The organism is Dyella telluris (genome assembly GCF_014297575.1).
Taxonomy (GTDB): Bacteria; Pseudomonadota; Gammaproteobacteria; order Xanthomonadales; family Rhodanobacteraceae; genus Dyella; species Dyella telluris.
The window spans coordinates 1173221-1185833 of record NZ_CP060412.1 but is presented as its reverse complement, the minus strand read 5'-3'; the positions used below and the strand labels follow the sequence as shown (position 1 = coordinate 1185833).

14 protein-coding genes are annotated in these 12613 nt (G+C 65.8%); 10 read left to right on the top strand and 4 right to left on the bottom strand.

Annotation, left to right across the window (positions count from 1 at the left end; all coding sequences use genetic code 11):
* Positions 1–44 precede the first annotated feature (44 nt).
* The 4 genes from H8F01_RS05550 to H8F01_RS05535 all read right to left on the bottom strand — a co-directional run bounded on the left by H8F01_RS05550 (position 45) and on the right by H8F01_RS05535 (position 2901).
* Positions 45–491 (bottom strand): flagella synthesis protein FlgN, encoded by a 447-nt coding sequence (locus H8F01_RS05550; RefSeq protein WP_187058031.1) that lies wholly within the window; start codon positions 489–491, stop codon positions 45–47.
* On the bottom strand, positions 488–811 hold the full coding sequence (gene flgM, locus H8F01_RS05545; RefSeq protein WP_187058030.1) for a flagellar biosynthesis anti-sigma factor FlgM: 324 nt from the start codon (positions 809–811) through the stop codon (positions 488–490). The genes H8F01_RS05550 and flgM overlap by 4 nt, the downstream gene beginning before the upstream one ends.
* A 93-nt stretch (positions 812–904) precedes the next feature.
* Positions 905–1597, bottom strand: coding sequence for a flagellar basal body P-ring formation chaperone FlgA (gene flgA / locus H8F01_RS05540; protein ID WP_187058029.1), 693 nt, complete (start codon positions 1595–1597; stop codon positions 905–907).
* Positions 1594–2901 carry a methyl-accepting chemotaxis protein gene (locus tag H8F01_RS05535; RefSeq protein WP_187058028.1) on the bottom strand — a complete coding sequence of 436 codons (1308 nt, stop codon included), beginning with the start codon at positions 2899–2901 and terminating at the stop codon, positions 1594–1596. The genes flgA and H8F01_RS05535 overlap by 4 nt, the downstream gene beginning before the upstream one ends.
* Positions 2902–3065: 164 nt before the next feature.
* On the opposite strand from H8F01_RS05535, the gene H8F01_RS05530 reads away from it, so the two are divergent.
* The 10 genes from H8F01_RS05530 (at position 3066) to flgJ (ending at position 12608) form a co-directional block, all read left to right on the top strand.
* Positions 3066–3995 carry a chemotaxis protein gene (locus H8F01_RS05530; RefSeq protein WP_187058027.1) on the top strand — a complete coding sequence of 310 codons (930 nt, stop codon included), beginning with the start codon at positions 3066–3068 and terminating at the stop codon, positions 3993–3995.
* A gap of 1430 nt (positions 3996–5425) precedes the next feature.
* Positions 5426–5827 carry a flagellar basal body rod protein FlgB gene (flgB, locus tag H8F01_RS05525; protein ID WP_187058026.1) on the top strand — a complete coding sequence of 134 codons (402 nt, stop codon included), beginning with the start codon at positions 5426–5428 and terminating at the stop codon, positions 5825–5827.
* Positions 5827–6255, top strand: a complete 429-nt coding sequence (flgC, locus tag H8F01_RS05520) for a flagellar basal body rod protein FlgC (protein ID WP_187058025.1) — start codon at positions 5827–5829, stop codon at positions 6253–6255. Before flgB ends, flgC begins: the two co-directional genes overlap by 1 nt.
* Before the next feature lie 17 nt (positions 6256–6272).
* Entirely contained in the window at positions 6273–6956 is a 684-nt protein-coding gene (locus H8F01_RS05515) for a flagellar hook assembly protein FlgD (RefSeq protein ID WP_238481159.1), read from the top strand.
* Positions 6957–6992: 36 nt separating this feature from the next.
* Positions 6993–8210: a flagellar hook protein FlgE gene (gene flgE / locus H8F01_RS05510; RefSeq protein ID WP_187058024.1), complete on the top strand. Its 1218-nt coding sequence runs from the start codon at positions 6993–6995 to the stop codon at positions 8208–8210.
* Between the two features lie 9 nt (positions 8211–8219).
* Entirely contained in the window at positions 8220–8960 is a 741-nt protein-coding gene (flgF, locus tag H8F01_RS05505) for a flagellar basal-body rod protein FlgF (RefSeq protein WP_187058023.1), read from the top strand.
* Between the two features lie 27 nt (positions 8961–8987).
* On the top strand, positions 8988–9773 hold the full coding sequence (gene flgG, locus H8F01_RS05500; RefSeq protein WP_187058022.1) for a flagellar basal-body rod protein FlgG: 786 nt from the start codon (positions 8988–8990) through the stop codon (positions 9771–9773).
* A gap of 8 nt (positions 9774–9781) precedes the next feature.
* Positions 9782–10465 (top strand): flagellar basal body L-ring protein FlgH, encoded by a 684-nt coding sequence (flgH, locus tag H8F01_RS05495; protein WP_187058021.1) that lies wholly within the window; start codon positions 9782–9784, stop codon positions 10463–10465.
* The gene (locus H8F01_RS05490) at positions 10465–11634 is read left to right on the top strand and encodes a flagellar basal body P-ring protein FlgI (protein WP_238481158.1); all 1170 of its coding nucleotides are present in this window, start codon (positions 10465–10467) and stop codon (positions 11632–11634) included. Before flgH ends, H8F01_RS05490 begins: the two co-directional genes overlap by 1 nt.
* Positions 11634–12608: a flagellar assembly peptidoglycan hydrolase FlgJ gene (flgJ, locus tag H8F01_RS05485; protein WP_187058020.1), complete on the top strand. Its 975-nt coding sequence runs from the start codon at positions 11634–11636 to the stop codon at positions 12606–12608. Before H8F01_RS05490 ends, flgJ begins: the two co-directional genes overlap by 1 nt.
* The last annotated feature ends 5 nt before the right edge of the window (positions 12609–12613 follow it).

Below are 12613 nucleotides of genomic sequence, written 5' to 3'. Positions count from 1 at the left end.
AAATACACACGCATGAGGCAAGGCCGCACGCGCGTTTTGCTACATCAGGCTTCGGCGAGGGTCTGCGAGCGCAGGCTCGTGCGCAGGTCTCCCGCGCGGCCGTACACGCTAGCTTCCGTCTCGTTGCCGGTCAGCACCGCCAGCGCCTTGCGCACCTGCTGCAGACGGATACCCACCAGGGTGCCGTTGCGCTGGTTGAGCTGCTGGCAGGCGCGCAGCGACTGCAGGACTTCTTGCCATTTCGGCGCCAGCGCGCGGCTGGCCTCCGGTGCGCCCTGGCTGAGCTGCACGCGTTCGCTGTCCAGCTGTTCCAGCCGCAGCATCAGTTCGTGCTTGCTGGCGCCAGCCTGATTGAGCGTGTCGACGTCAGCCGTTTCCAGGGCGGTGCGCTCGGCATGGAGCGCGTCCATCAATTGGCCCACTGCCAGCCGCATCTCCTCGACCGCGGCCGTCAGGGCATGGTCCAGTTCGGCTTGCAGCGAGGGGTTCATGATTTGCCGTTCATCTGTGTTTCGAGGGACATCATGCGATCGGCGATGCGTCCGGCGTCGACCTTGTACGTGCCGTTCGCCAGCGCCTGGCGGATCTGCTCGACTTTCTTGGTGTCCATGGTGGCTCCGCTGGTGGTGCGGGCTGCTTCCTGCAGTGCGCGGGCGGAGTCGGTCAGCTGCACGCGGTCGTTCGTGCCCGTGCTGCCGGTCGCGGCGTCGGTGGACGTCGTGCTGGCGGGGCTCTGCGTGGAACTGCTGCCCTGACCCGTGGCGGGCTGGGGAAGCTTCGGCAAGCCGTTGTTTGAGATGGTGGTATTCATGGGTCCGTTCTCTTGGATATCTGGCCCTGTTGTTCACAGGATCGGCCGGCTGGCCACAAACTTTAATCGGTCGGTCGGTCGCTCAGTACGGGGTCATGGCAGGGCCAGCACCTCGCCTGGCGCCATCACCATGGCGTCGATCACCTTGCCGGAGCTGCCGTTGCGTACCCGCAGGCGCGATCCGCTGTCCCCGCTGCCCAGTGCGACGCCGCTGGCGCGGACCTCGATGCCGTTGAGGCGGGATACCAGCTGAACCTGATCTCCCGCTTTCACGGCGCTGCGCCCGCCCAGGGCGGACGGGGTGACGATGCTGCCCACGCCCAGGGCGCGCGACAGGGTACGTCCTTCCAGCTCCGCCGGGTCGCTGACGAAGCCGTAGCCCAGTCGCGTGATGTCGCGTTCTTCCATGCGCACGTCGTCCGCGCGGACGCCGTCGCCGCGCTGAAGCGGGTGCACCAGCACCAGCACCTGGCGGAACACCTGAAGCTGTACCGGTACGTGCAGGGTCCAGCCATCGGCGCCGGGGCAACGCACCAGCACGGTCATGCGGGGCATCAGGCGGGCGCCGTTCTGCAGGCTGGCGTTGAGTGCGGCGGGGCACGGCGCCAGTTCCAGCGTGCGCGTGTCCAGTTCTGCTGCCTGGGCCACCACCCGGCTGCCGGGCGTGGCGTACTGGCCGCGCAACCACTGCTCGGCCATCGCGCGCGCCGCCTGTGCCGGCTCCGCGGCATGGGCGGGCACCACGAGGGCACCGAGCAGCAGGGAGGCCAGTACGCGGCGGATCACAGGTCGGCCAGCAGCACGTTGAGCTGGGCGAGCAGGGTTTCGCGTTCGCCTTCCAGCTGCGTCATCACCTGGCCGGCTTGGTCGAGCTGGCCGTCACACAGCAGGGTGGCGAAGCTGCTGCCCTGTTCGCGCAGGCGGGAGCCGGCGGCGCTCAGCGCGTGGGCGGCAGGGCTGCCGGCACGGCTGGCGGTAAGGCGTTCAAGCGTGCGGGCCAGCGCCTGGGTATCGAACCAGCGGCGGTCGAGGGCGGCCGGTTCCTGCAGGGCCAGCTCCATGGCCTGGCGCAGCCCCTGCGCGGCTTCGCGCACGGTCAGGCTGAGGCTGGCCGGATCTTCGCCGCTTTCCGATTCCAGCCAGTCCAGCGCCAGACGATGGCCGAGCAGGGCGCCGCGGCTCAGGGCCTCGGACTGACGCGTGGCTTCGGCCGAACGGCGGTGCCACGCGCCCAGGGCGGCCTGAGCAGCCACGGCGCGGGCGTGCTGGGCATCCTGGTTCTTGTGCATGCCGCCGATGCGCTCGCCGATCTGGCGCAGCGCTTCGCCGCTGTCGCGCAGCGAGGTTTCCGTCTGGGTAAGGCCGCCCTGTGCGCGGTCCAGGCGCTGCAGGCCCTGCTGCACGTCGCCATCCAACTGTTGGGAGAAGTCACCGATGGAGCTGGTGACGCCTTCGATTTCGCCGGTGGCCTGGCTGGTCTTTTCGGCCAGCTGCTTCACCTCGTCCGCCACCACGGCAAAGCCGCGCCCGGCTTCACCGGCACGGGCGGCTTCGATGGCGGCATTGAGCGCCACCAGGTTGGTCTGGTGCGCGATCTCCTGCACCACGCCGGTGAGCTTGCGGATCTGGGCGACCTGTTCGGCCAGCTTGCTCTGGTTGCGATTCATGGCCGACAGCGCGGTGCGCAGCAGGCGCAGCTGGCCATCCAGCTCGCTCACGCTGCGCTCGCTGCTTTCACCGGTCTGACGTGCGTAATCCAGGCCGGTGGCGATTTGCTGCAGTGACGTCGAGATTCCGGCGCTGCCGTCCGTCAAACGGCCGACGTCGTCGCGGCTTTCCTGTGCCGACTGGTGCATGGAGGCCTGCTCGCGCGCCAGCTGCTGGGCCGAGCCGAGCACCAGGCCCAGCTGTTCCATGGTCTGCAGGGCGACGGCCGCCGGCGGTCGCTGCGTGGACACGGCCGCCAGCAACGGGGCCAACGCCTGCGCGGCGCGCGGGTGGCGGGCGGACAGTTGGGCGACCTGCGCCTTGTCCCCTGCCGCGGCGGCGCGGGCGAGGTCGGCGAGATGCTGGCTCCAGATGAGGCTCATGGGTGGATCGTTCCTTCCTAAAAGGGTCGCCCCCGGCATCGGCGGCAAATGTCGGAACTTGAGAAGCAAGCGACGTGCCACCGCCGTTGGCACCCCCTCAAGCCGGCGCCGTCGCGGCCGATACGCGGGGAGTAAAGGCGGCAGGGCCGCGGCGAGGAAAACGCATGACTGCGTGGATGGACAAGGTAGAGCAGCAGACCAAGCTGGCAGGCCACAACCGGGTGGCGATGCTGCTGTTCCGGATGGGCGACGAGCAGCTGTTCGGCATCAACGTATTCAAGGTGAGGGAGGTCATGCGCCGCCCGCCGATGGAGCGCATGCCCGACGCCAATCCCCTGATTGCCGGCAGTTGCGACTACCGCGGCACCACCATCCCGGTGATCGACCTGGCCGTGGCGCTGGGTTACCCCTCGTTGCGCGACGTGTCCTCGGCCCACCTGATGGTTACCGAGTTCAGCCGCAGCGTGCAGGGTTTCCTGGTGGCTGAGCCGCAGCGCCTGGTTCACTGCGCCGGCGAATCCCTGGCGGCTCCCGCCGCCGCGCTGGGCTTCGGCAGCCGGGTCAATGCGGTGACCCGCGTGGATGGCGCCCTGATCGCGGTGGTGGACGTAGAGCACGTACTGGCCACGTTCAATGCCACCCGCACCGAACTCTCCGAACCGATGCAGCGCATTGCCCGTGTGCATGACCTGCAGCCGCGCCGCGTGATGGTGGTGGACGACTCACTGGTGGCCCGCAACCAGCTGGTGAACCTGTTCCGCCAGATGGATGTGGAATGCGTGGTCGCCCAGGACGGACGCGAAGCCCTGGAGCGTCTGGAGGCGATTGCCCAGGCGCAGGGCGAGGAAAGCGTGACCCTGGTGGTATCGGATATCGAAATGCCGCGCATGGACGGCTACGCGCTGACGCGCGCCATCCGCGAGACACCGGCGCTGCGCTCGCTGAAGGTGGTGCTGCATAGCTCGATCAGCGGCATCTTCAATGAAGCCATGGTGCGCGAGGTGAACGCGGATCGCTTCGTGGCGAAGTTCCAGCCGGATGTGTTGGCGCAGGCGGTGCTGGATTTGATGCCGGGGACGTTAGAGCGGTTTTGAGGGGGCGCTGGCCCGCTGCTCTTTGCTCCCTCTCCCCTCCGGAGAGAGGGTTGGGGTGAGGGGCAAGTCTTGCCTCACTCCTTCTTTAGCCGTCACCCCTGCGTAGGCAGGGGTCCAATGACTTTGTTCCTGGCCTTCGGGCTTAGCGCTACCGCGACCTGGCCGCTTACGCAGCGGGCGTTCCGACCTCCTGCCGGAGGCCGGGTCACTTTCTCTTGCTTGCCCAAGAGAAAGTAACCAAAGAGAAAGGCACCCCCATCGCGGCGCTGGCCGGTGAAGCCGGCCAGTCCGCGAGGGTCGGCCGGGCTTTTCGACAGGACGTCCCTGTCCTGTCGAAAAGGGATCGGCATCCTTGCCGATCCCCCTGCGGGCCTGTCGTCCGCCCCTCACCGCCGCTCAAGGGGGCGGGTAGGTCAAAAGCCAGAGCCAGAGCCTGAGCCGAAGGCTCGTGCAGCTGCGCTGCACATCGCGCCGCAAGGCGCGGTGGCGTATTGCCTCCCGGCTTGTCTTGTCGGTGGGAGCAAACCCTGTTCGCGACTCGTGCCACTGCACTGCACATGGAGTCTCTCGCTGTGACGCCGTATCCGGCACGGGCTTTTCTGTAGGAGCGCACTTGTGCGCGACCACCTGACGGAGCGGTATCGACATGGCGCTGCGGTCGCGCACAAGTTCGCTCCTACAGCAGGTCTCTCGCACGGCTAAGCCCGGTGCTTTCTCACCTCAGTGCTTACCCCAGTCCTCTCCCGAACGGGAGAGGACGAGCGACAGGGGATGTTCAACGTGAACACCCTACGGGCATGGAAGGAGGTGCCGCGCAGCGGCACGACGCTCCGCGTTAAGCCCTCTGCGCTTGGGCGCGTTGCGAAGCGCTTTGTTGTACCCGCTGTGTAGAGGCGGAGGTTGCCAAGCAACAACGTTCCTCAGCCGTTCGGGCTTATCCCATCGGCATGCTGCCAGCCTTTAAGGCCATTTTCTTTGGGTTACTTTTCTTTTGGGCCAGCAAAAGAAAAGTGACTCGGCCTCCGGCAGGAGGTCGAAACGCCCCCGCTGCGTAAGCGGCAACCTGGCCGAATCACCGCATACCGAAGGCCAGAGCCAAGTCACTGGATCCCAGCTAGACCAGCCCTTCGGATGTTGCAAAGCGCCTCGCTAGGATCACGGTTCCTGTCTAACGGTGAGGCGAGCACCCACGCCTCACCCCAGCCCTCTCCCCGAAGGGGAGAGGGAGCCAAGAAAGCAGGCCGCCCAGGCCCCATCCCCCGCGCGCCAGAAAGCCGCTACCACCCGCGTCGACTTTCCGACATACCCACCCGAACCCCCGCGGCATAAACCCCGCAAACCCAACAGCCACGCGGCCTCCCGGGTCATGTGAAGACAGTGGCACGCAAATTGCTCAAACCCTCCCGCGGCCCCCGCCGCAGGAGTGAGCGATGAGTTCGATCAACGACAACCTGTTCGGTCTGCACACGCAGGCACTCGACATGTGGCAGAAGCGCAGCGAGGTGCTGGCGAGCAATCTGGCCAATGCGGACACGCCGGGTTACTTGGCGCGCGACGTCGATTTCAAGAAGGCGCTGGCCAGCGCCAGCGGCACCGGCAGCAACCTGCCGATGACGATCACGCAGCAGGGCCAGATCGATCCGCAGGCGCAAGCCGCCAAGAAGCTGGCGTACCGCACGCCCACGCAGCCGTCGATGGATGGCAACACCGTGGATACGCAGGTGGAGCAGGCGAACTTCGCCGCCAACGGCGTGCATTACCAGGCCAGCCTCTCCTTCATCACGGCGCAGATCCACATGCTGCGTACGGCCATTACCGGAGGCCAGGGCTGATGTCCCTCTTCAAGATTTTCGATGTCGCGGGCTCGGGCATGGCAGCGCAGTCGCTGCGGCTCAACACCGTGGCCAGCAACCTCGCCAATGCCGACAGCGTGTCGGGCACGCCCGAGGGCGCCTATCGCGCGAAGGAACCCTTGTTCGCCGCCGTGCAGAAGGCCATCGGCAGCGCCAAGAGCGCCGATGCGGACAGCGCGGTCGGCGTGCAGGTGAAGGGCGTTACCGAAAGCCAGGCCGACGTGCAGGCGCATTACGAGCCGGGCAATCCGATGGCCGATGCCACCGGCTACGTGTACGGCAGCAACGTCAATCCCATCGACGAGCTGGTGAACATGATCACCGCATCGCGTTCGTACCAGAACAACGTCGAGGCGATGAACACCACCAAGCAGTTGATGCTCAAGACCCTCGACCTCGGCAAGTAAGCCGGGAGGAAACCCACGTGACCACGATTCCCAGCACCAACACTACCAATACCGGAAGCTCCAGCAGCTCGAGTAGCTCGACCAGCGTCAACTCGGCGTTGTCGAGCACCATGACGCAGGCCGACTTTCTCAAGCTGATGACGGCCCAGCTGCAGGCGCAGGACCCGACCAATCCGGTCGACAACTCGCAGTTCGTTTCGCAGATGGCGCAGTTCAGCCAGCTTTCTTCGACGCAGCAGCTGGATACCGACCTGCAGACGCTTAGCTCCAACGTGAGCTCGGCCATGCAGACCTCGCAGGTGCTGAGCTCCTCGAACCTGGTCGGTCGCGAGGTCATGGTGCCCAGCAGCTCCGCGACGTACGACGGCAGCGATGCGGTGAAGGGTGCGGTGAACGTCACCGCCACCGGCAGCGTCACCGTGCAGGTGCTCGATAGCAGCGGCAATGTGGTTCGCAACATCGACATGGGCACGCAGAGCGCGGGTCTCCAGCAGTTCAGCTGGGATGGCACGGATGACAACGGCAATGCGGTGGCCTCGGGCACGTACACGCTCAAGGCCGCCACGGGCAGTGCGTCGCTGGACACCTATGTGGCGGGTTCAGTGACAGGCGTGGGTTACGGCGGCAGCACGCTGGGCACCTACCTGCAGGTCGCGGGCGTGGGCGGTGTGTCGCTCAGCCAGGTCGCACAGATTCTCTGACGCGTCGCGCGTCATTTCCTCACGAGGTAAACGAACATGGCACTCAATACGGCGCTCAGCGGCATCAACGCTGCCCAGTCCGATCTCAACGTCATCGCCAACAACATCGCCAACGCGAACACCACCGGCTTCAAGGGTTCGCGCGCGGAGTTTGCGGACATTTTTGCGGTCACCGGCCTCAACCTCAATTCCACCGCCGTCGGCAGTGGCGTTACGCTTGAGAAGGTGGCCCAGCAGTTCAACCAGGGTGACCTGCAGACCACCGGCAACAGCCTTGACCTTGCCATCAACGGCAACGGCTTCTTCGCCGTCAACAACGGCAGCGGCGTGCAGTACACCCGCGCTGGCGACTTCGAGAAGAACTCCAACGGCTACGTGACCACGCCCGATGGCGCGAAGCTGCAGATCTACCCGCCCAACGGCAACGGCGGCTTCGACATGAGCACGCTGAAGGACTTCAGCTGGCAGGCGGCACAGAGCAACGCCACGGCCACGTCGTCCATCACGCTGACCTCCAACCTGCCGGCCAGCGCCACCGCGCCGACCACCGCGTTCAGCACCAGCGACTCCACCAGCTACAACAATGCCGCCCCGGTGACCGTGTACGACTCGCAGGGTGGCTCGCATCAGGCGACGGTCTATTACGTGAAGACCGGCACCAACACCTGGGACGCCAACCTGTATGTGGACGGCCAGAGCGCCGGCACGCAGTCGATGACCTTCGACAGCACCGGCAAGCTCACCACGCCGACCAACGGCACGCTGGCCTTCAATTCGGTCACTCTCGGCAATGGTTCCGCACCGCTGGCACTGTCGCTGAATGTGACCAACACCACGCAGTACGGTACCGACTACTCGGCGGGCCCCATCGTGCAGAACGGTTTCGAGGCCGGCACGCTGTCGGGCATCGACATCGACCAGCAGGGCGTGGTCACCGCGACCTACTCCAACAACCAGAGCACGCAGATCGGCCAGGTGGCGATTGCCAATTTCGCCAACGTGCAGGGCCTGCGCCAGCTGGGCAACACCACCTGGGCGTCGAGCACGGATTCGGGCCCGGCGACCTGGGGCACGGCCAACGCGGGCGAGTACGGCACCATCCAGTCGGGTGAGCTGGAAAGCTCCAACACGGCCGACACCACGGCGCAGCTGGTGAACATGATCCAGGCGCAGCGCAACTACCAGGCCAACGCGCAGGTGCTGTCCACCGACAACACGCTGGCGTCCTCGCTGTTCAACGCTGTCTCGCGCTGATAGACCGCCATGGACCGTTCCGTCTACGTCGCAATGACCGGGGCCACGCAGATCATGCGTGCCCAGGACGCGGTGAGCCACAACCTGGCCAACGCGTCCACGGTCGGCTTCAAGAGCCAGCTCACGGCCTTCCAGAGCGTGCCGGTGCTGGGCGATGGCACGCCGTCGCGTATCAACGCGGTGGCGCAGGGCATCGGCCAGAACAGTGGGCAGGGTTCGCCGGTGAATACCGGCAACCCGCTCGATATTTCGGTGCGCGGCCAGGGCTTCATCGCCGTGCAGGCACCGGATGGATCGGAAGCCTATACGCGTGCCGGCGACCTGCGGCTTACCGCCGACGGCGGCTTGACGGATTCGAAGGGCAATCCGGTGATGGGTGGTTCCGGCCCCATCACCATCCCCCCGGCCACGGACATCAGCGTGGGCTCCGACGGCACCATCTCCACGGTGCCGCAGGGGCAGTCGCCCAACGCGGTGTCGCAGATCGATCGCATCAAGCTGGTCAATCCGGACACGGCGCAGATGACGCAGGGCTCCGACGGCCTGATGCACATGAGCGACGGCAGCACGGCGGCCATCGACGACACGGTGACCATTGCCTCGGGTGAACTCGAAGGCAGCAACGTCAACCCGTCGGCCGAGCTGGTCAAGATGATCTCGCTTTCGCGCCAGTACGACATGCAGGTGAAGTCCATCAAGACCTCCGAGGACAACGCCGATTCCAGCCTCAAGCTGCTGCAGGCCAACTGAGCCTCGCTGATATTTACGGAGTAATCGATGTTCTCTTCACTGTGGATCGCCAAGACCGGCCTTGACGCGCAACAGACGCGCATGGACGTGATCTCCAACAACCTGGCCAACGCGAATACCACCGCGTTCAAGAGCTCGCGCGCCTCGTTCCAGGACCTGATGTACCAGAACAAGGGCCAGCCCGGCGGCCAGACCACCGAGCAGACGGTGTCGCCGTCCGGCCTGATGCTGGGTACCGGTGTGCGCGTGGTCGCCAACGAAAAGCTGTTCACCGAAGGCAGCATCACGCAGACCGGCAACTCGCTGGACGTGGCCATCCAGGGCCGCGGCTTCCTGCAGGTGAGCATGCCCGACGGCACCGTGGCCTACACGCGTGACGGTTCGCTGCATACCGATCCGAACGGCCAGCTGGTGACTGCCGACGGCTATCCGCTGGAACCGGCCATCACGGTGCCGGCCAACGTGCAGAGCCTGACCATCGGTACCGATGGCACGGTGTCGGCCACCACCAATGCGTCCGCCACGCCGCAGACGCTGGGCACGCTTCAGCTTGCCGATTTCATCAACCCCGCCGGCCTGCAGCCGGTGGGCCAGAACCTTTACCAGGAAACCGTGTCCAGCGGCGCGCCGCAGACCGGCCAGCCCGCACTGAATGGCATGGGTTCGCTGATGCAGGGCTCGGTGGAATCGTCCAACGTCAACGTGGTGGCCGAGATGGTCAACATGATCGAGACGCAGCGCACCTACGAAATGAATTCCAAGGCGATCAGCAGCACCGACCAGATGCTGCAAGACCTGACCGACAAGATGTGAGAACCGCCATGTCGTCCTTCCGTTCCCTTTCCCGAATCGGTGTGGTGCTGGCGCTGGCTGCGTCGGCTGGCTGCGGCATGCAGCCCACGCACGACGATCACCAGTGGGCGGCCACCATGCCCGCCGAGCAGACGGCCGCGCCGCCGACGGATGGTTCGATCTACCACGCCGAGCAGGGCATGGAACTGTTCAACGATGCGCGTGCCCATCGCGTGGGCGACATTCTCACCATCACGCTGGTGGAGAGCACGCAGGCCTCGAAGAAGGCCAGCACCAGCACCAGCAAGAAAGACCAGAGCACCATTTCCTCGCCGACCATTCTTGGCCATGCGCTCAAGGTGGGCGGCAAGACGGCGGACAGCAGCCTGAACGCCGATCGCGCCTTCGATGGCGCCGGCGACAGCAGCCAGAGCAACCAGCTCACCGGTTCAATCACCGTGACCGTGGCGCAGCGTTTGTCCAACGGCAACCTGCTGGTGCGCGGCGAGAAGATGGTCACCATCAACCAGGGCCAGGAACAGATCCGCATTGCCGGCATCGTGCGTCCGCAGGACATCCTGCAGGACAACAGCGTGCCGTCCACGCGCGTGGCCGATGCGCAGATTGGCTACACCGGCAAGGGTGCGCTGGCCGATGCGAACACGCAGGGCTGGCTGTCGCGCTTCTTCAGCTCGAAGTGGATGCCCTACTGATGAACATCCGTCATCTCTTCACCTATGGAAACCTGATCCGTGTGCGCGAGCGCGTGGCCGCGGCGCTGCGCGCCACTGGCATCGTGGTATGCGCCTGCTTCTCGGTGAACCAGCCGCTGCACGCGGACAAGATCCGCGACCTGGCGCAGGTGGGCGGCGTGCGAAGTAACCAGCTGATCGGCTATGGACTGGTCGTGGGCCTGGACGGTAGCGGTGACCAGACCACGCAGGCACCCTTCACCACCCAGAGCCTGGAAAACATGCTGGTGCAGTTCGGCATCACCGTGCCCGCCAACGTGCGCCCGCAGCTGAAGAATGCGGCCGCGGTGACGGTAACGGCGCAGTTGCCGCCATTCGCCAAGCCGGGCCAGACCATCGACGTCACCGTGGCCTCCATCGGCAATGCCAAGAGCATCCGCGGTGGCGAGCTGCTGATGACGCCGCTGCGCGGTGCAGACGGTAACGTCTACGCCATGGCGCAGGGCAGTGTGGTGGTCGGCGGCATTACCGCGTCGGGCAAGAGCGGTTCCAGCGTGCAGGTGAATATTTCGGCCAGCGGTCGCGTGCCCAACGGCGCCTCGGTCGAGCGCGCGGTAGTGTCGTCGTTCTCCAACGGCGGCGACCTGGTGCTCAACCTCAACACGGCCGACTTCACCACGGCCACGCGCATCGCCGAAGCAGTGAACCGCACCTATGGCGCAGGCACCGCCAGCGCGATGGACGGCGGCTCGGTGAGCGTGCGTGGGCCGCAGGATCCCAGCCAGCGCGTGGCATGGATGGGTGCCATCCAGAATATCGATGTGACGCCGGGCGATGCACCGGCGCGCGTGGTGGTCAACTCGCGTACCGGCACCGTGGTGATCGGCGCGGACGTGCGCGTGACGCCGGCGGCGGTGGCGCATGGTTCCATCCAGGTGACCATTTCGGAGAACCCGCAGGTATCGCAGCCGTCGCCCTTCACCAAGGGCGGCCAGACGGTGGTGGTGCCGCAGAGCGACGTGCAGGTCAGCGAAGACGGCGCGCACATGTTCAAGTTCGGCCCCGGCACCAACCTCGACACCATCGTGCGAGCGGTGAATCAGGTGGGTGCGTCGCCGACCGATCTCATTTCCATCCTGCAGGCCCTCAAGCAGGCCGGCGCGCTCCACGCGGAGCTGGTGGTGATCTGATGGCTGCGATAGCGGATGCCACCAAGAGCCTGAATACCTGGACCGACCTGTCCGGGTTTTCGGCCCTGCGCCAGACCGCGCAGAGCGACGCCAAGGCAGCGTTGCCGGCGGTGGCAAAACAGTTCGAGTCGATCTTCACGCAGATGATGCTGAAGTCCATGCGCGACGCCAGCAGTGGCGATGGCCTGATGGACAGCGACGCCGGCAATCAATGGCGCGACATGTTCGACCAGCAGCTCTCCGTGCAGCTCTCGCAGGGCGGCAACGGCATCGGCATCGCGCAGATGCTGGTGAAGCAGCTGGGTGGTGCGCTGGGCGGCTCGTCGGACGGCAGCGCCACCGGCGCCGCAGCAACCGCCACTGGCGGCAGCGACAGCTGGCAGCAGCGCCTGAGCTCGGTCGCCAGCGCGATGAAGAACACTGGCGAAAAGGTGCTCAAGCTGCTGCCCAAGGATGCCGAGGATTTCGTCAAGCAGCTGGCTCCGTATGCGCAGGAGGCCGCCCAGAAGCTGGGTGTGTCGGTGCGTGCGGTGCTGGCGCAGGCCGCGCTGGAAACGCAGTGGGGCAAGCACTTGCCCTCGCATTCCAACGGCAACACCAGCAACAACCTGTTCGGCATGAAGGCCGGCAGCAGCTGGGATGGCGACAAGGTGAGCGTGAAAACGCTGGAGTTCGAGGGCGGTGTGCCGGTGCAGAAGCACGCGCAGTTCCGCTCCTACGACAACCCCGGCCAGTCGTTCGACGACTACGCCCAGCTCATCTCCGACAACCCGCGTTACGCCAAGGCACTCAACCACGGCGAAGACGTGGTCGGCTTCGCCAAGGGCCTTGTCAGTGGCGGCTATGCCACCGATCCGTCCTACGCACAGAAAATTATTGCGATCGCCAACAGCCCCCAGATGAAGGAGGCGTTGGCGGCCATCGGTGAGGGCGCGCTCAAGAATGCTGCCGTCCCGCCGACTTCTTCCGAGTGACCTGT

Bases quoted from the DNA above. Each gene is read 5' to 3' on its own strand.
- H8F01_RS05550 (WP_187058031.1), bottom strand. From the start codon at position 491: ATGAACCCCTCGCTGCAAGCCGAACTGGACCATGCCCTGACGGCCGCG.
- flgM (WP_187058030.1), bottom strand. From the start codon at position 811: ATGAATACCACCATCTCAAACAACGGCTTGCCGAAGCTTCCCCAGCCC.
- H8F01_RS05535 (WP_187058028.1), bottom strand. From the start codon at position 2,901: ATGAGCCTCATCTGGAGCCAGCATCTCGCCGACCTCGCCCGCGCCGCC.
- H8F01_RS05530 (WP_187058027.1), top strand. From the start codon at position 3,066: ATGACTGCGTGGATGGACAAGGTAGAGCAGCAGACCAAGCTGGCAGGC.
- flgB (WP_187058026.1), top strand. From the start codon at position 5,426: ATGAGTTCGATCAACGACAACCTGTTCGGTCTGCACACGCAGGCACTC.
- flgC (WP_187058025.1), top strand. From the start codon at position 5,827: ATGTCCCTCTTCAAGATTTTCGATGTCGCGGGCTCGGGCATGGCAGCG.
- flgE (WP_187058024.1), top strand. From the start codon at position 6,993: ATGGCACTCAATACGGCGCTCAGCGGCATCAACGCTGCCCAGTCCGAT.
- flgF (WP_187058023.1), top strand. From the start codon at position 8,220: ATGGACCGTTCCGTCTACGTCGCAATGACCGGGGCCACGCAGATCATG.
- flgG (WP_187058022.1), top strand. From the start codon at position 8,988: ATGTTCTCTTCACTGTGGATCGCCAAGACCGGCCTTGACGCGCAACAG.
- flgH (WP_187058021.1), top strand. From the start codon at position 9,782: ATGTCGTCCTTCCGTTCCCTTTCCCGAATCGGTGTGGTGCTGGCGCTG.
- H8F01_RS05490 (WP_238481158.1), top strand. From the start codon at position 10,465: ATGAACATCCGTCATCTCTTCACCTATGGAAACCTGATCCGTGTGCGC.
- flgJ (WP_187058020.1), top strand. From the start codon at position 11,634: ATGGCTGCGATAGCGGATGCCACCAAGAGCCTGAATACCTGGACCGAC.